Raw genomic sequence first — 16655 nt, 5'->3', positions numbered from 1 at the left:
AGCCAGTATCGGAGAATGACAGATAACGAGCATCATAGCTCTCCACCTGAAATTTGCACCAGCATCTAAAAGTGTCCATTTAAATTGGCGCACGAAACAATAATCACGCTTCACCAGCTACCCACTTATCTTTAGTAACACGTATAGTGAGAGGCGTTTTGCCCAGAGCCTAAGAAAGATAATTGGATTCCTATGAGCGCCACCAACGCGGACGCCCCAGACGTACACCACGTCTACCCGACCAAGACTAAAAAGACTCCACTCGCGGTGATTTTCAATATCATCCGCGGAGGATTGATTGGAATGGCTGAGTTGGTGCCCGGAATTTCCGGTGGCACTGTTGCTTTGGTGCTTGGCCTCTACGAGCGTGCGTTGCATAATGGTAACTTGCTCATCGACCTGATCAAGGTGTTGATCAAGGATCGTTCCAAGCTCAAGGAAGCTGCGGCGAAAATTGACTGGTGGTTCTTTGGTGCCGTTGCAGTGGGCATGGTGGTCATGGTCTTTTCTATGTCTTCAATTTTGCACACTGTTGTCGATGACTATCCAGAGATCACTCGTGGATTGTTCTTGGGCATGGTTGCTGTTTCCATTTTGGTTCCACTCGGCATGATGGATATGCGTGATGCGAAAAAGCGCCTGGCAGTTGTGGTTCCATTGTTTATTCTGTGTGCTTTCCTTGGTTTCTTTGGCACTTCCTTTACCAGTGCACCGCGTACTGATCCTTCTCTGATCTTGATCTTTGTTTGTGCTGCTATTGCAGTGTGTGCACTGGTGCTTCCTGGTGTCTCTGGTTCTTTCTTCCTACTGGCAGTTGGCTTGTACGCCCCAATTATGGCTTCTTTGTCTGATCGCGATTGGACCGTCATCGGTGTCTTTATCGCAGGTGCACTCACTGGTGTCATCTTGTTTGTGAAGGTGTTGTCCTATGTTTTGGAATACCACCGCACCATCACGTTGACCATCATGGCAGGACTGATGTTGGGTTCTCTCCGTGCTCTGTGGCCTTGGCAGGATACGGACGCTAATCTGCTCGCACCAGGCGATAACGCAGTAATGATCTTCGGCCTTGTCTTCCTTGGTGGTGCAATCGTTGCTGCCCTCATGTTTGTTGAGCGGATTTCTTCTAAGAATGCTGAATCTGAGATCGTTCTAGAGGAACAACCACGCTAAAAGCTTCACACCAATAGTAAAATCGCCTCAATCTTGCATACACTGCTAGCTTGAGGCGATTTTCTTTATCTTTTAACCACTAATCCACTTCTGGGTTTTCCACGGGCTGTCTGCTTCCGTGTTCAACCACTGTTCTGCGCTGATATACGGCTTGTTTCCGCCTCTAAAGTTCTTTTTTAAACCACGGACATATCCCTCGCCATATTCTTCCCAGCTTTCAAATGACACAGCTGCAGCAATTCCCAATTGGTCTTGAAACCAGCGTGCTTCGGCAGGAATCAAATAATCTGCATAACCTGCCCAACGGACAAAATTTGCTACACGCGCAATATCAAATGCCAAAACATCCACATCGTATTCTGCACTTGGATCTACGTGTTGGAGAAGCATATGAAAATGAAGAAAATGCTCCTTGGCTAAACCTTCTTTAACTAATTCAGTTCCAATTTCTTCCACTTGATCAGGCGATACCCCACTGCCTCTCCAAGTCGCTGCAGCAACCATGCTGATTGATTCCATGCTCTTAGTGAGTTGAGCTACAGCTTGCGCTGAATTTTTCACTCCCCAATCAGTCCGAAGCATATTGCGCACCATTCCTAGGGAGAACGCTGATACACACCCAAAATAAGTCTGTTCGGCTGTATAAACACGTTTTGCCCCTCGCGATTTATGCCACTCAGATCGTGCATAGATCGCTCCTAATGCGCCTGCGAACCGTCGCCACGGCACATTCGATATGGGATTATGCGGGTTAGCCATGCCTTGCGCACGGGCTGTCGCGCGTCTTTTTCTTGTTCGAAATGCCGCGGAGATAACCACGATGCTAAATAAAATCACAGCACCAAACAGCACGATAATGAAGACGGATTGTTCGCTCGACATAGTAAATGATTTTAGAGCTTCTTCTACCTAAGGTATTGGAAATAGACAGAAACCAACCTAACTTAAGGTAATCACACCTCGGCAGGTAGTATTTTGCCCATGATTGAGAGTTTCACCCGATTGCGAAAGCAGCCCCAAAAACGGCCCACAAGGTCCATGGATAAGCTGCTGCACAGTACCTTGCGTTTCCCTAAGTTCCACAAGCGCGCTTTAGTGGCAACTATCGGCATCGTGGCAACCTCTTTCACTCTCGCCTCTTGTGTGACCAATGTAGAAGATGGCACACCAGAAGGCTGGGAGCAGATCGTTCCGGCTCCAGTACCAGAAATTCAGGCTCTCGTACCAGAAGCATTAGCACAACGTGGTGTGCTCACTGCGGGAGCTAATCCCCCATTCCCACCTTTTGAGTTTAAGGACTCAGACGGTCAGATCATTGGTGTGGAGATGGATCTTGTCCGCGCCATGGCTGGTGTTATGGGCTTGGATTTCACCCCTCAGGAACAAGATTTCTCCCTGATTCTTCCATCCGTTCAAGCTGGAACCATTGATGTTGGTGCTTCTGGCTTTACGGATAATGAAGAACGTCGTGCAAATTTTGATTTCATTGACTTCCTCTATGCAGGTGTCCAGTGGGTACAAGCAACTGATCGGGATACTCCCGTTGATCCGGATAATGCTTGTGGTCTCACGGTTGCCGTGCAGCGGACAACAGTGGCCGAAACAGATGATGTCCGGCCGCGGTCTGAAGAATGTGTCGCTGCAGGTAAAGAACCCATCACCATTTTGTCCTATGAAACTGCAGATACTGCTGCTACGGCCCTGATTTTGGGACGTGCTGATGCGCTTGCTGCTGACTCCCCTGTCTCTGCATGGGCTGCGGAACGCTCAGAGGGTCGCATTGAAGTGGTTGGCGATATTTACCTCGCTGCACCTTTTGGTTTTGCCTTCCCTCTGGAATCAGACCTCACCCCTGCAGCTGCTGCAGCATTCCAGCATCTCATCGATACTGGTGATTACCAGCGTATTTTGACCCAATGGGGCATTGAAGAAGGTCTTCTTGATGAGGCCCTCATCAACGAAAAGCCTCTTAGCTAAGAACAACCCTTTTAACTAGCAAAATTTTAAGGATTACAACACCTATGTCAGAGCTCAACCCAGGGCCTCAAACATCATTGGCCCACCACCAACCAAAACCGATAGAAGCAAAACCATTGCGTCATCCTGGACGCTGGGTCGGAGCAGCAATCCTGCTCGCTTTGCTTGCGTGGTTCCTCATCGGGGCTTTCAACAATGAAGCCTACGGCTGGGATACCTACCGCGCTTATCTCTTTGATACTCGCGTTGCTACAGCTGCATTGCACACTATTGCTTTAACTGTCTTGTCCATGATCATGGGTGTGGTTTTGGGCGCTATTTTGGCGGTCATGCGTATGTCTGGAAACCCAGTGATGCAGGGCGTGGCATGGCTTTACCTGTGGATTTTCCGTGGTACTCCAATCTATGTTCAGTTGGTGTTCTGGGGACTATTGGGTTCGCTTTACCAGTCCATCAATCTAGGTTTTGCCGAAATTGATCTCCAGAGCCTGCTGTCTAATATGTTCTTGCTTGCCGTCATTGGCCTTGGATTGAACGAAGCTGCTTATATGGCTGAAATCGTGCGTTCTGGTATCCAGGCTGTGCCAGAAGGACAGATGGAAGCGTCGAAAGCTTTGGGCATGAAGTGGTCCATGACTATGCGCCGCACCATTTTGCCTCAGGCGATGCGGATTATCATTCCACCAACCGGCAATGAGCTGATCTCCATGCTGAAGACCACTTCCCTGGTTGTTGCGATTCCTTATTCTTTGGAGCTGTACGGCCGCAGCATGGATATTGCTTATTCCCTGTTTGAGCCAGTTCCGATGCTTCTGGTTGCTGCGAGCTGGTACTTGGTTATCACTTCGGTTCTCATGGTTGCTCAGTACTACCTGGAGAAGCACTTTGAAAAGGGCAGCACTCGTACGTTGACTGCTCGTCAACTTGCAGCTCTTGCTGACGCTGAGGGTGCTATCCCTGGCAATGTCACCGTTGTTCCTGAAATTTCCAAGGAGGACAAGTAAATGTCTGAACTGATGATCCACGCCGAGCAGGTCTGCAAAAACTTTGGTCGTTTGGAAGTGCTCAAAGGCATTGATTTGCAGGTGCCAAAAGGTACTGTGACATGTTTGATCGGTCCTTCTGGTTCCGGTAAGTCCACCATGCTGCGTTGTGTGAACCACTTGGAAAAAGTCAATGCTGGTCGTCTTTATGTTGATGGCGATCTGATTGGCTACCGTGAGCGCGATGGCGTGCTCTACGAAATCGCCGAGAAGGACGCCGCCAAGCAGCGCTCCGATATCGGCATGGTCTTCCAGAACTTCAACCTTTTCCCTCACCGCACGGTGATCGAGAACATCATCGAAGCACCCATCCATGTGAAGAAGCAGCCTGAAAGTGTTGCCCGCGCACGTGCCATGGAGTTGCTTGAGCAGGTTGGCCTCGCCCACAAGGCAGATGCTTACCCAGTGCAGCTTTCCGGTGGCCAGCAGCAGCGTGTGGCAATTGCCCGTGCTGTGGCTATGGAACCAAAGCTCATGCTTTTCGACGAGCCCACCAGCGCCCTAGACCCTGAGCTTGTCGGTGAGGTGCTACGCGTGATGAAGCAGCTTGCTGACGACGGCATGACCATGTTGGTTGTCACCCACGAAATGGGCTTCGCTCATGAAGTTGCCGATCAGGTTGTCTTCATGGCCGATGGCGTTGTCGTAGAAGCCGGTACCCCAGAACAGGTGCTGGATAATCCGAAGGAACAGCGCACCAAAGAATTCTTGTCTTCGCTGCTCTAACTAAATCTCACGCTCTACTGCCTGCGAGTCATTTTCGACTCGCAGGTTTTTCTATGTCCACGTGCACCTGTTTAAGACCTCGAGTTTTCAGGATGAATCTTCGTATCGGAAAGATGCTGCAATGCTCTTAAAAACGATTCTGAGAGAGCACTCTTTGAGCCTCTAGCCAGAGCTTCTCTGTCTCACCAGACAGGCTGACCAAAATTGACTCCACTATATGCACTTTTGGTCACCTGGTCTGGTTGCCCAAATCTCAAACCAGACCAGGCGACCAAATCCATAGCCGCACATCGAGTTTTGGTCCCCCAGTCTGGTACTCGCCCACAGTACGTCCAGCGATAATCTTTTCCAGGACTTTCTATACCCGAAATCTCCGCAAGACCCCTAAAAATGCGGGAAGCCCGCCGAGAAACTTCTCGGCAGGCCCTTTTATTGTTTTGTTTCTTCTTGTCCGGGATTTGTCGTGCGCGGTTTTTCAGTTGTAGATGTTCCTGTAATCGTTCAGGACTCATTTTCCACATACGTCGGTCCACACCCATATCGCTGTCACCTCCTCTTCACGTGTCTGTGACAAGTTAAGTTTTAGAGTCTAGGCTGCATTAGCTCATCAAGCCAGTAATTCCTTTGTAAAGCACTGAGATGGATCCGGCGAGTGCCACCAGTAGGGCGAATTTCCGTGCGACTGCTTTAGATATGTGCTTGCTCAACCACGATCCCATGAAGATTCCCAAGATCATCGCCACTGCCGATAGTGGCCATACCCAGATGCTGGTGTGGGAGAGGGTGGCTGTGCCCAGCACTATTTTCACGGCTACGGAGATAGCCCCAGCAATGAGGAATAGTGGTTGGAGGGATGCAGAGAAGGAGCGTTGTTCCCACCTGCTTGCTTGGCCATACACAGTAAGTACGGGGCCGGCGGCACCGGTGAGGGTATTCATGAATCCGGCGCCGACACCTGCAAGTACGGCGGGTAAACGTCCTGTTACCTGCGGTACTTTGTCTTGGGCGAATGTCACCACACCAAGGGCGATGATGAGGAGCACGCCCACCAGGGACAATATTGCGGCTACGGGAACAAGGTTTAACAGCACAGCAGCGGGGATGGAACCAAAGATCAGCACTCCGCCGATTAATTTGGTCTTTTTCCAATCCACGGCTGAGCGTGTGCTGAGGGTATTGAGTAAGGCATTGACCGTAGAGATGACATTGACGACGAAAATGCCTTCAATAGGCCCTAAGATGACGGCTAGCACGGGTCCGGCAACAAGTCCAAGCCCGAGGCCTGATACTCGTTGCAGAGTGGCGCCAAAGAAGACGATGGCACCGATGCTGACCAGATCGAGCATTAGTTTTGGCTATATTTTTCGATGAGTGCTTGTGTCACCAAGTCTGGAAGCAGGCCGGAGACATCGCCACCAAAACGTGCTACTTCTTTGCAGAGGGTGGAGCTGACATAGCCGTATTTTTCATCGGTGAGAAGGAAGAAGGTATCTACGCCGGTGAGCCTGCGGTTCATCTGCGCCATGGGCAGTTCGTATTCATAATCAAGCGAGCTGCGCAGGCCTTTAACCAGTGCGGTGATGCCGTGTTTAGTGGTGTAATCCACCAGCAATGAGGCCCAGGTATCTACTTTCACATTGTGTAAGTGTGCGGTGGATTTTCGGATAAGATCCATGCGCTCTTCCACGGTGAACAGGCCGGTGTTCTTATTGGGGTTGGCGGTGACCAGGATGGTGACTTCTTCAAATTGCGAGGCAGCGCGGGTAACGATATCCAAATGTCCCAAGGTGATGGGGTCAAAGGAGCCTGGGCAAACTGCTTTCATTGTTTAGTCCTCCAGCAGAGATTCATCAAATACGGCCATGTCCATGCGGGCAATGCCATAGGTGCGTTTTTTCAGCTTTTGTGTGGTTGGTACCAGCCAGGCAGGCCAGGCGGTTTCAGGCGAGTCTACGTGGCGCTCGATGACCACGGCGGCGCCGTCGAGAAGCTTTGGAGTCAGTGCTGCGAGCATGCTGGTCACAGCGTCATCGGCAAGCTCATAGGGTGGATCGGCGAGCACCATCGTGAAAAACTTATCGGGTGCGGACGCAAGGTAGGTGGACGCCTTCATCTCTGCGACAACAACGTGCGGATGCTTCACGACGTCTGCGTTCCGGCGGATAATCTCCACGGCCGCCGGATTCGATTCAACGAGCACTACTTCTTCTGCACCACGTGAGGCAGCTTCCAAGCCCAATGCACCGGAGCCGGCGAAGATATCGAGGACGCGTTGGCCTTCGAAACCAAACCGTACCTGCAGGGAGGAAAAGAGGCCTTCGCGTGCACGGTCAGAGGTTGGACGCGTACCTTCTGGTGGTATTTCAAGCTTTCGGCCGCGGGCATCGCCGGCAATGATTCGAGTTTGTCCCATTAGTTTTTTGCCTCCAGCTCAAGGAGTTCATCGCCACCGGTGACGTCGGAGAAATCATCACAGGCAAGGCTAGCAACAATGCCAGGTCCTGGTGCCATGATGGGAGCTTCGAGCTTGATTGTTTCTACCGTGCCCAGCTGCATGCCGGTTGTTACAGGATCGCCTTCGTCAACAAAATAGTGGACGATTCCGGCAAAGGGTGCGAAGATCTTCATGGCTTAAACCCTATCAATATCAACTCTTTTCCAGGTACTCCTGGTTGATCATGGCGATATCGCTGACCAACTCAAGCGCCCTGCTGCGGCTAGCGGCAACCAGCTCGGCGGCGTCGATAAGTGCTTGTTCAATGATTTTTTGATCACTGATGAAGGAGAGGTGGCGCAGTTTAGTATCGCTGCCGGATTGTCGTGTTCCTAAGACATCTCCCTCTTGGCGCACCAATAAATCAAGCTCAGAGAGTTGAAAACCGTCTGTTGTGGTGGAAATTGCAGCCAAACGCTGCCCCTGTGGGGAGCCCTCCTCGAAGGTGGTGTGCAGCAGACAAAGGGAATCATGATTGCCACGGCCAACACGTCCGCGCAGCTGGTGAATCTGCGAGACGCCAAAGCGTTCGGCCTCACGGATGAGCATGACGGTGGCGTTGGCAACGTCGATACCAACTTCGATGACAGTGGTGGCTACCAAAATATCGATATCGCCTTGAGCAAATTCCTGCATGACGGCATCTTTGAGTTCAGTATCCATGCGTCCGTGCAGCATGCCCACGTTGAGGCCTGGGAATACTTGATCTTCTAGATATGCGTGGATTTCTAACACGCCGCCCTCGCCTTCGATGCGCGGGCACACCACATAGGCCTGGCGTCCGGCAAGGACTTCTTCTCCAATGCGCTCCCAGCCGCGCTTGACCCAGCCGGTTTTATAATCAGGGATCACCGAGGTTTGGATGGGGCGGCGCCCACCGGGGAGTTCTTTCAATGTGGACACTGCCAGATCGCCGAATACGGTCATGGCGATGGTGCGCGGAATGGGGGTCGCTGTCATGACCAAGAGATGCGGGGTGAGGCCTTCCCTACCTTTGGTGCGCAGACGATCGCGCTGTTCCACGCCGAAACGGTGCTGCTCATCAACCACCACCAGTCCAAGGTCAAAGAACTCCACAGCATCTTGAATAAGCGCATGCGTGCCCACCACGATATCGGCGTCACCGGCGATAATTTCCAGGAGTGCTTCCCTTTTCACCGCGGTGGGCATCGAGCCAGTCAAGAGCACAACGTTGATATCTAGGCCTGCATCGCGCAGCGTTTTGGACAGGCTGCGTGCATGCTGAGTAGCCAACACTTCCGTAGGCGCCAGCATCGCACATTGCCGGCCAGAATCAATAGCCTGCAACATCGCAATCAATGACACGATGGTTTTACCAGAACCCACCTCACCTTGAAGCAACCGAGACATCGGGGCACGTTGTTCAATATCCGCGCTGATCTCACGAATAACCTGCTTTTGTCCTGCGGTGAGCTGGAAATTAAGCGCATCAATGAGCATATGTTGATGCCCGTTGAGTGCTCGTGGCATCGGTGGCGCTTTGCGGTTTTTCGTATCGGCACGCCGAATCGCCATCACGGTAGCCAGTGACAGCGCCTCATTGTATTTCAGGCGATTAATAAACGTGCTGGGTGGCTGATTTCCTGGATCATGAATGCCGCGGATTGCTTCATCAAAACTCGGCATCCCCTTGGGCACCACACGAAGCGGTTCTTTGATCACCGGCATGGTTTCCAACACACGTTGGACCGCCGCCATAATCCGCCATGTGGTCATCGATGCCGTGCCCGAATAGATCGGAATGTATTCGCGATCTACTAACCGCAGCGCAACTTCTTCCACATCGCCATATGCCGCCAAAGATTTCATGCCACCAGTAGTGGTGAGCTTCTTCCCGGAGCCTGGATCTGGAATAACAATGAACTCTGGATGCGAGAGCTGCGGCTCATTGCGGAAAAACTTCACCTTGCCGGTAAACAACGCACGGGTACCCTCTGGGAGGATCCGCGGAATATGCTTTGCGCCAAAGAAAGAAATGCCGATGCGTTCTGTCTCCGTTAATACTGTGACCTTGTACAGGAGTTTTCCGGATTGGGTATAGGACTGTTTGGCAAAAGCGACCTGGCCAACCATGGTGACAAGATCGCCTTCATTGGCATCGCCTATGCCAACGCCGGAGCCGTGGTGGGAATATTTGCGCACATTATGGCGAAGCAATTCTTCCGCAGTGGTGTACCCCAACGCCTTTTTAATCGCTGTGGCTTCCTTTGCCGGAAGGATATCTTTGAGCAAACGCTCATCATGCCAACCCAACATGTGTTTACTCCACCCCGATCTCGACCAGATTCTCCATTCCAGTTGCAGGATAGACGGTGATCTCTACATCGGTATGAGTGCCCAGGCCACGGCGGAAAAGGTCTTCATCAAAATCAAAGCGGCGGTCTTGAGCAATGAGGAGAGTAATTTGCTCGCTGGAGCCATCGAGAAGCTTGTATGTGGTGCGCGAAAGCGCATCGTTGAGTTCTTCTGCAACCAGGACTATCTCCTGTCCGATAAAGCTCAGCAGATCACCCTTGGAGCACGCGCCTGCTTGGGTGAGCGCAGCACTGGTTGCGCTTCGGATCATGGCCGTGCGCATGGCACCTGCTGCTTCTGACATGGCATAGGAATCCACGGCCACCGGCTGCGCGGGATCATGCACTGCAACTGCTGCAATACCGGCCACTAGCGTGGAGGTAGGCAAAATGACCACACTTTGCTCAAAGGCATGGCTAGAGCGCTCAATAGAGACCAACTCACGCTTGTTTAGTAATCCATTGGGCAGCAAGATAATTTCATCAGCATCAGATTTGCGCGCGATGGAGACAATCTTGGCCACAATGTCATCGGAGGGATCCTCCGCCAACAGTTGAGCCACATTGCGGGCCACAACTTTCACACCGGCGCTGCGGTAGAGTTCTGCTACTAATCCATCAGGAGCTACCGCCATGAGAACCCGGCGCGGTTCTTCAGCGAATCTGCCTGCAGGTTCTGGGAGGATTTCTATACGGAGATCGCTAATGTGGCCTGCGCTGATTGCATGCTGGATTACTTCACCCGCCCGGCGCGAGTGGATGTGGATGGTGGCGCGGGAGTCTGTCTCGCGGGCAATGAGGAGGCTATCGCCCAGTGGTTCGAGTTCTTTGTGGAGGGTGTCAAGGATCTCGCCTGAGATGCATTCGATGTAGAACATCACTTCTAGGTCGCCGACTTTGCCGTGGAATGTGGGTTCTTCGTCGAGTTCGCCAGGGTTGTGTGGGCTGGTGGCAGAATGTGTTCCCATGATTTGTGCAGCTAATGCTTCGAGGAGGATAACGAGGCCTTGGCCTCCGGCATCTACGACACCTGCTTCGCGGAGCACTGCGAGTTGGGATGGTGTTCTGGCAAGTGCTGTGCGCGCTGCAGTCACGGCGGCGTTAACCACATCTGGGAGTTCGGTGGTGCCAGCATCTACGAGGTGTTCTGCTTCGATGGCTGCAGAGCGCAGCACCGTAACGACGGTGCCTTCAACTGGATCTGTGATGGCGCGATCGACAAGTGAGCGTGCAATAGCCAGGGCTTGTTGGATGGTGCGCCCATCAATAACCCCGTCTGCTGCGGCTTGAGCAATGGCGCGCAGTACTTGGCTCAGGACAACGCCAGAGTTACCCCGGGCGCCTCGGACAGAACCTACAGCCAGTGCTTCAGTAATGCGGGCTACGTTATCCGTATCCTCCAGCTTTACTGCTTCATCTAACGCAGCAGTCATGGTGTATGCCATATTCGAACCGGTATCTGCATCCGGAACGGGAAAAACATTGAGTGCATTGATTTCTGCGCGGCGTTCCGAAAGCTGCTCTACGGCAGTTCGAGCCCATTCAAGAACTCCGGTGCCGTCCATTTCAAGTGGTAGGACACGGTGTTCAGGTTGCGAGCTTTCGGAACTGGACATAATCACATACCTTACAGTTGCCAGTTGATCTTGGTGGTACCGAGGTTGTCTAAAATTTCGTTCGCTTGACTAAATGGCTTCGAGCCGAAAAAACCGCGTGATGCCGATAGTGGCGAGGGGTGTACCGAGCAAATAGTGGGAGTATCGCCTAAGAATTTCTGTACTTCTTGGGCTTGTTTACCCCACAGGATGGCGACCAGTGGCTGTGGTCTTTGGGCTAGGGCGGTGATGGCTTGTTCTGTCACGATTTCCCAGCCTTTGCCTTTATGGCTTCCTGCTTGTCCAGGAGAAACCGTAAGGACGCGGTTAAATAGTGCGACACCTTGGTTACTCCAGGCTCTCAGGTCGCCGTCCACAGGCAGCTGTTGTGCGGGAGTAGCCTCCGAGGTAACTGGGATGGCTGTGAGGCCGAGGTCTAAGGTGCCTTGCTGGTTTTCTCTAGCTGCATTGTCTGCGTTGGAGGATGTGTCAGCGGATGCGGCCTCGGATACTGCGCTGCCAATGTCGCTGCTTAGCTCTTTGAAGATATTGTTCAAGCTGCGTGGCAGTGGCCGAACCCCTGGTTGGGTGGAAAAGCTCAAGCCCATGGCATGGCCTGGGGTGGGATAGGGATCTTGTCCCATGATCAGCACTTTTACTGATTCAAAAGGATAGCTAAAGGCTTTGAAGATATCTTCTTGGGCTGGAAGAAATCCTCGGCCTTCTTGGACTTCTTGAACCAGGTAGGCGCCGATGCCAATGATGGTGTCTTCTACTGGTTTTAAAACGGGCTTCCAGGAATCGTGGATGGGTAGCTCATCGATGGAGCTCCACAGGGTTTCAGTGGTCATGGTGTTTAAAAACTCCTCCAACCATCAGAGTAGGCAGGTGTTTTCTTATCCACGGTGACAAGATCATCAAGGCGAGATTTGGTGACTTTGCCAATCGTCCTAAAGCCGGAGGGAGCATCACCAAAGGTGGTGGATAATAGGGTGTGGTCTTCCCCACCGCTTAAGATCCACCGCCATGCATCAGTGCCCAATACGGAGGCTGCTTCGCTGAGTAGTTCATCAGGGCCAATGCTGGAGGAATCCACATCGATGCGCACACCAGATTTTTTAGCCATTTGTGAAAGATCCACGATCAATCCATCAGAGTTATCTGTCATGGCAGTTGCGCCCGTAGCGCGCGCAACCATGCCGCGGCCTGGACTAAGCACAGGAGCGCAATGGGCATCAACGAGAGGGCGAAGATGCGCTGGCACCTTATCGGGGCCAAAATGTTGCAACAAGGCAAGACCGGCTGCGGAATAACCAATCCGGCCATGGGCCACTACGCTTTGGCCAGGACGTGCACGCCCCAATGTCAGTTCTGGAAGCGAACCGCCTAATTGCCCAATCGCAGTCACAGACACCACGAGGGAATCCCCACCAGTGATATCGCCACCAACGAGCTCAGCGGAGTATTCCTCCAAGCGTTGATTCATACCCCTAGCCAACCCGCGCACAAACTCCACCGGAGTATAAGACGGCGCAGAAATAGCCAATAACACCGCTACCGGACGCGCACCCATGGCCTCAATATCGGCAAAGTTTTGCACAATAGCCTTTTGCCCAATCTGCTCAGGCGTAGACCAATCCAATTGGAAATGCCGACCCGCAACCAACATATCCGTGGTCACCACCGCCCGAGAATTAGGCGATGCATGCCGCAACACCGCCGCATCATCACCGTTGAGTGCAGATCCAGCTTGCTCTGTGATCACCCGAATCACTTCAAACTCCCCAAGATCTCCAACGGTGGGTCCGTCACTTAGCGAATCGGGGAACGTCAGTGAATACACCAATGTCAACTCCTTGGGTTTTGGTCAGTATTTTTCTAGTCTATCGCCCCACAGGTAGGCTCAGGACACATGAGTGCCGTGAACAGCGCTGGTCAACCAGCCACCGGGGAAATCAACAAAACCCCCATGATTATTGCCCTAATTTTGTCTATTGTTTTGGTGCTGGCGGTGCTTGTCGGCGCCCGCGTCCTCTTAGGCCCCGCCGGCCAGCAACAAATCGCAATGAGTGCACTCCCCGCAGCCGAAGCAGACTCCGCAGAATGCGCAGCCTTGGTAGAAGCACTACCCAACGAAGCTTTCGGGCACACCCGCGCAGCCATCATGGATCCAGTTCCTCCCGGCGCGGCAGCCTGGTCCACCACTGAATTAGAACGCGTCACGCTGCGCTGCGGTGTGGATATGCCTTTCCAATACTCCGCACTGGCCAACACCGTTGAGGTAGAGGGCACCACCTGGCTGCCGATTTCCGATATGACCCCAGGTTCCTCCCTCCAGACCTGGTATTCCGTCAACCGCTTCCCTGTCGTCGCGATCACCGCCGATGACACCAGCACCGGAAACGCTGACAACCCAGTTGCCCCATTCAGCACGGCAGTAGCGCAACTAGAGCAGCGCGAAGGCACGCCTTTCGACGCCCCCCTTGTCACGCTTGCTTCAGCAAGCAGCCCTCAATCATGCACAACGCTTTTCGACGCCCTCCCTCAGCAACTCAAGGTCGGCGGCGAAGATGGCACAACATACAACCGCATCGATGATGCCCGTATGAAGTCCGCTGGATATACTGCCGATGCCTTCGCCTGGGACGCGCCGGGCTTGGAGCCGATTGTGATTCGTTGTGGCGTTGCCCCTTCTGAAAACTATGCGGCTGGTGCCATGCTCCAGCAAATTGATGGCATCCCGTGGTTTGAGGACACTTTGCTTGCCTCTGGCACGACATCATCCACCTGGTACGCCTTGGGTCGAGAAACTGATACTGCAGTAGATCTGCCACAGGCTGCAGCTTCTTCTTTGATCACCATTTCTGGGTTCATTGAAGATGCTATTCCAGCTGAATAAGGCATAAAAATATCGCCCTCCCGCTCTTTGTGCGGTGGGGGCGATATTTTTATGCGCTGTTCTTAGACGGTGCCACGGTGTACTGCTTGCTGTACCAGCACATCAAGCAATTCCTCATAAGAGACACCAGAGGCAGCAAACATCTGTGGGTACATGGAAATTGGGGTAAATCCTGGCATGGTGTTGATTTCATTAAGCACGGGGCCATTGGCGGTAACAAAGAAATCCACACGAGCAAGGCCTTCACATGCCAACGCCTGGAAAGATTCCACAGCGAGCGACTGAATCAACTCAGTGGTCTTTTCATCAAGTGGAGCAGGGATCTCTGCAGTGACAACGTTGTCTAGGTACTTGGTGTCAAAGTCATAGAATCCACCAGCGCCTGATTCTGTACCAGAGAGCAGAGCTGGAACGGATGCGATGATGCGGCCATCTGGGTACTGCAGCACGCCACATTCCACCTCAGCGCCCACGATCTCAGATTCCACGATGACCTTCTCATCATGTTCACGAGCAAGCTCAACAGCCTGAGGGAAATTTGCCCAGGTAGTAACACGAGAAATACCGATGGAAGAACCACCACGTGCAGGCTTAACGAACACTGGAAGACCCAGCATGTTCTTTTCCACATCGGTCAGTTCTGCACGATCACGCAAAATTACTTCGCGGCCGATTGGAAGACCTTCCGCTGCCATGAGCTTCTTGGTGTATTCCTTATCCATGCCTGCAGCAGAAGCCAACACGCCAGGTCCCACAACTGGGATATCTGACAGTGCAAACAAGCCCTGCACAGTGCCATCTTCGCCAAAACGACCATGCAGTGCTGGGAAAATCACATCGGCGGTGGCATACAAGCTGCCATCGGAAAAGTGGAATTCTCCGCGGTGTGCAGGATCCAGGCTTGGACGAACCTCCTCGCGGTGTTCGACCTCAGGCATCATACGATCAATCAGAGTGAGTTTTTCTGGATCAGATTCACCGACAACCCACGCGCCATCGACAGTAATGCCGACGGGGATCACATCGTATTTCTCAGGATCTAAATGCGCCATGATGGCACCGGCGGATACGCAGGAGACAGAATGCTCAGAACTGCGACCACCATAGACTACTGCTACGCGGACTTTTCCGGAATTAGAGTTGCTCACAGGAAAGAAGCTTACAACCTAAAACTACTCAGCCTTCTTCGACCTGCCCATGAGAGCAACAATCATGTCCGTAACTTTCATATCCTGATGGCAGACACCATAAACAGCTTGGGTAATTGGCATCTCTACACCCAGCTTGGTGGCCAGATCAAAAATAGATTGGGAAGAAATAACACCCTCAGCTACCTGACCATTCGTAGCCTCACGCGCTTTAGCAAGTGATCCACCCTGGCCAAGACTCACACCAAAACTCCGGTTGCGTGATAGTGGAGAAGAACATGTAGCCACCAGGTCACCCATGCCGGCTAGACCTGCGAAGGTGCGGGAATCAGCACCCATCGCTTCACCCAGACGAGCAATCTCTGCAAGACCACGAGTAATCACCGACGCATTAGTATTCTCACCCAGACCGAAACCATGAGAAATACCACAGGCCAACGCGATAACATTTTTACACGCACCGCCAAGTTCAGTGCCCACCACATCAGTATTGGTATACGGGCGGAAATACGGCGCAGCCACTGCAGCCTGAACCAGCTTCGCGCGATTTTCATCTGAACATGCAATAACTGTTGCCGCTGGCTGACCTTCTGCAATCTCACGAGCCAGGTTGGGCCCAGACAACACAGCGATACGAGATGGATCTGCCTCGGTAACCTCCGCGATAACCTCGCTCATGCGCAGATGAGTGCCCTTTTCAATACCCTTTGCCAAAGACACCAAGGTGGCATCATAGGGAATGGAATCCTTCCACTCCGCCAAGTTGCCACGCAATGCTTGTGACGGGATAGCCAACACCACAATCGCAGCGTTTTCCAGAGCTTCTTCTGCAGAAGATGTCACAATCAGTGCCTCTGGCAAAACAATGCCTGGTAGATAGCCTTCGTTTTCGTGGCTTTCACGGATGGTCTGAGCCAATTCTTCCCGCCTAGCCCACAACGTCACGGTGTTTCCAGCATCAGCGAAGACCTTGGCCAACGTGGTTCCCCAAGAACCTGCACCCATCACGCTTACAGAAACCACGCGCAACCTACCTTTCCACAGCAATATTTAACCGTCTCAGGTTAGCCCATGATTAACAGCAACCGCATGCAAACCTGCCATAGCGCTTGAAGTTCTTTCAATTAGCCTTAAGAAAAACGCCACACGCCGACCCCAAACACTGCATTGCAGGGGCCACTGGTGGACAATGGGAGGAAGTAGTTTTTCATTCACTTATGTGCGCGTTTTTCTCTTAGGTTTCTACCAAGGTTTGTGTGCACCACAATGCGAAAGGTGAAGCGCA

At 52.4% G+C, this 16655-nt stretch carries 16 protein-coding genes and 1 pseudogene; 5 read left to right on the top strand and 12 right to left on the bottom strand.

Features of this window, described 5'->3' with window-relative positions; genetic code table 11:
* Positions 1-192 precede the first annotated feature (192 nt).
* A complete protein-coding gene (locus ccrud_RS06525; RefSeq protein WP_066565406.1) occupies positions 193-1173 on the top strand; it encodes a DUF368 domain-containing protein in 981 nt (326 codons plus the stop codon).
* Positions 1174-1245: 72 nt separating this feature from the next.
* Here the strand turns inward: ccrud_RS06525 and ccrud_RS06520 are convergent, their stop codons facing one another.
* Complete coding sequence (locus tag ccrud_RS06520; protein ID WP_066565404.1) at positions 1246-2055, bottom strand: DUF1266 domain-containing protein; 810 nt, start codon at positions 2053-2055, stop codon at positions 1246-1248.
* Positions 2056-2154: 99 nt separating this feature from the next.
* On the opposite strand from ccrud_RS06520, the gene ccrud_RS06515 reads away from it, so the two are divergent.
* Genes ccrud_RS06515 through ccrud_RS06505 form a run of 3 tightly spaced genes read left to right on the top strand, consistent with a single transcriptional unit; the run spans position 2155 to position 4919 of the window.
* Positions 2155-3150 carry an ABC transporter substrate-binding protein gene (locus ccrud_RS06515; RefSeq protein ID WP_066565403.1) on the top strand — a complete coding sequence of 332 codons (996 nt, stop codon included), beginning with the start codon at positions 2155-2157 and terminating at the stop codon, positions 3148-3150.
* 44 nt (positions 3151-3194) lie between these two features.
* A complete protein-coding gene (locus tag ccrud_RS06510; protein WP_066565401.1) occupies positions 3195-4154 on the top strand; it encodes an amino acid ABC transporter permease in 960 nt (319 codons plus the stop codon).
* Positions 4155-4919 carry an amino acid ABC transporter ATP-binding protein gene (locus tag ccrud_RS06505; RefSeq protein ID WP_066565399.1) on the top strand — a complete coding sequence of 255 codons (765 nt, stop codon included), beginning with the start codon at positions 4155-4157 and terminating at the stop codon, positions 4917-4919.
* A 416-nt stretch (positions 4920-5335) separates the two neighbouring features.
* Here ccrud_RS06505 and ccrud_RS15705 read toward each other — a convergent pair.
* The 9 genes and pseudogenes from ccrud_RS15705 to ccrud_RS06460 form a co-directional block, all read right to left on the bottom strand.
* Positions 5336-5458, bottom strand: a pseudogene (locus tag ccrud_RS15705) (PTS nitrogen regulatory IIA subunit); the annotation flags it as partial.
* Between the two features lie 60 nt (positions 5459-5518).
* Entirely contained in the window at positions 5519-6265 is a 747-nt protein-coding gene (locus ccrud_RS06495; RefSeq protein ID WP_066565396.1) for a sulfite exporter TauE/SafE family protein, read from the bottom strand.
* Entirely contained in the window at positions 6265-6744 is a 480-nt protein-coding gene (gene coaD, locus ccrud_RS06490) for a pantetheine-phosphate adenylyltransferase (protein WP_066565393.1), read from the bottom strand. Before coaD ends, ccrud_RS06495 begins: the two co-directional genes overlap by 1 nt.
* A 3-nt stretch (positions 6745-6747) precedes the next feature.
* On the bottom strand, positions 6748-7332 hold the full coding sequence (locus ccrud_RS06485; protein ID WP_066565390.1) for an RsmD family RNA methyltransferase: 585 nt from the start codon (positions 7330-7332) through the stop codon (positions 6748-6750).
* Positions 7332-7547: an acyl-CoA carboxylase biotin carboxyl carrier protein subunit gene (locus tag ccrud_RS06480; RefSeq protein ID WP_066565389.1), complete on the bottom strand. Its 216-nt coding sequence runs from the start codon at positions 7545-7547 to the stop codon at positions 7332-7334. The genes ccrud_RS06485 and ccrud_RS06480 overlap by 1 nt, the downstream gene beginning before the upstream one ends.
* Before the next feature lie 19 nt (positions 7548-7566).
* Positions 7567-9690 (bottom strand): ATP-dependent DNA helicase RecG, encoded by a 2124-nt coding sequence (locus tag ccrud_RS06475; protein WP_066565388.1) that lies wholly within the window; start codon positions 9688-9690, stop codon positions 7567-7569.
* Positions 9691-9694: 4 nt separating this feature from the next.
* The gene (locus ccrud_RS06470) at positions 9695-11293 is read right to left on the bottom strand and encodes a DAK2 domain-containing protein (protein WP_074025598.1); all 1599 of its coding nucleotides are present in this window, start codon (positions 11291-11293) and stop codon (positions 9695-9697) included.
* A 62-nt stretch (positions 11294-11355) separates the two neighbouring features.
* Positions 11356-12174 (bottom strand): uracil-DNA glycosylase, encoded by an 819-nt coding sequence (locus ccrud_RS06465; RefSeq protein ID WP_066565386.1) that lies wholly within the window; start codon positions 12172-12174, stop codon positions 11356-11358.
* Between the two features lie 5 nt (positions 12175-12179).
* Positions 12180-13169, bottom strand: a complete 990-nt coding sequence (locus ccrud_RS06460; protein ID WP_074025439.1) for a thiamine-phosphate kinase — start codon at positions 13167-13169, stop codon at positions 12180-12182.
* A 66-nt stretch (positions 13170-13235) separates the two neighbouring features.
* Between ccrud_RS06460 and ccrud_RS06455 the strand changes: the two genes are divergently transcribed.
* On the top strand, positions 13236-14222 hold the full coding sequence (locus tag ccrud_RS06455) for a DUF3515 domain-containing protein (RefSeq protein WP_066565384.1): 987 nt from the start codon (positions 13236-13238) through the stop codon (positions 14220-14222).
* 62 nt (positions 14223-14284) lie between these two features.
* Here the strand turns inward: ccrud_RS06455 and ccrud_RS06450 are convergent, their stop codons facing one another.
* Positions 14285-15370, bottom strand: a complete 1086-nt coding sequence (locus tag ccrud_RS06450; protein ID WP_066565383.1) for a D-alanine--D-alanine ligase family protein — start codon at positions 15368-15370, stop codon at positions 14285-14287.
* 24 nt (positions 15371-15394) lie between these two features.
* Complete coding sequence (locus ccrud_RS06445; protein ID WP_066565382.1) at positions 15395-16393, bottom strand: NAD(P)H-dependent glycerol-3-phosphate dehydrogenase; 999 nt, start codon at positions 16391-16393, stop codon at positions 15395-15397.
* Positions 16394-16655: the final 262 nt, after the last annotated feature.

The organism is Corynebacterium crudilactis, assembly GCF_001643015.1.
GTDB lineage: Bacteria > Actinomycetota > Actinomycetes > Mycobacteriales > Mycobacteriaceae > Corynebacterium > Corynebacterium crudilactis.
Note: the sequence above shows the minus strand (reverse complement) of the source record. Positions and strands in the feature narration are given on the sequence as shown.

Coding starts and splice junctions, on each gene's coding strand:
- ccrud_RS06525 (WP_066565406.1), top strand. CDS start 193: ATGAGCGCCACCAACGCGGACGCCCCAGACGTACACCACGTCTACCCG.
- ccrud_RS06520 (WP_066565404.1), bottom strand. CDS start 2,055: ATGTCGAGCGAACAATCCGTCTTCATTATCGTGCTGTTTGGTGCTGTG.
- ccrud_RS06515 (WP_066565403.1), top strand. CDS start 2,155: ATGATTGAGAGTTTCACCCGATTGCGAAAGCAGCCCCAAAAACGGCCC.
- ccrud_RS06510 (WP_066565401.1), top strand. CDS start 3,195: ATGTCAGAGCTCAACCCAGGGCCTCAAACATCATTGGCCCACCACCAA.
- ccrud_RS06505 (WP_066565399.1), top strand. CDS start 4,155: ATGTCTGAACTGATGATCCACGCCGAGCAGGTCTGCAAAAACTTTGGT.
- ccrud_RS06495 (WP_066565396.1), bottom strand. CDS start 6,265: ATGCTCGATCTGGTCAGCATCGGTGCCATCGTCTTCTTTGGCGCCACT.
- coaD (WP_066565393.1), bottom strand. CDS start 6,744: ATGAAAGCAGTTTGCCCAGGCTCCTTTGACCCCATCACCTTGGGACAT.
- ccrud_RS06485 (WP_066565390.1), bottom strand. CDS start 7,332: ATGGGACAAACTCGAATCATTGCCGGCGATGCCCGCGGCCGAAAGCTT.
- ccrud_RS06480 (WP_066565389.1), bottom strand. CDS start 7,547: ATGAAGATCTTCGCACCCTTTGCCGGAATCGTCCACTATTTTGTTGAC.
- ccrud_RS06475 (WP_066565388.1), bottom strand. CDS start 9,690: ATGTTGGGTTGGCATGATGAGCGTTTGCTCAAAGATATCCTTCCGGCA.
- ccrud_RS06470 (WP_074025598.1), bottom strand. CDS start 11,293: ATGGACGGCACCGGAGTTCTTGAATGGGCTCGAACTGCCGTAGAGCAG.
- ccrud_RS06465 (WP_066565386.1), bottom strand. CDS start 12,174: ATGACCACTGAAACCCTGTGGAGCTCCATCGATGAGCTACCCATCCAC.
- ccrud_RS06455 (WP_066565384.1), top strand. CDS start 13,236: ATGAGTGCCGTGAACAGCGCTGGTCAACCAGCCACCGGGGAAATCAAC.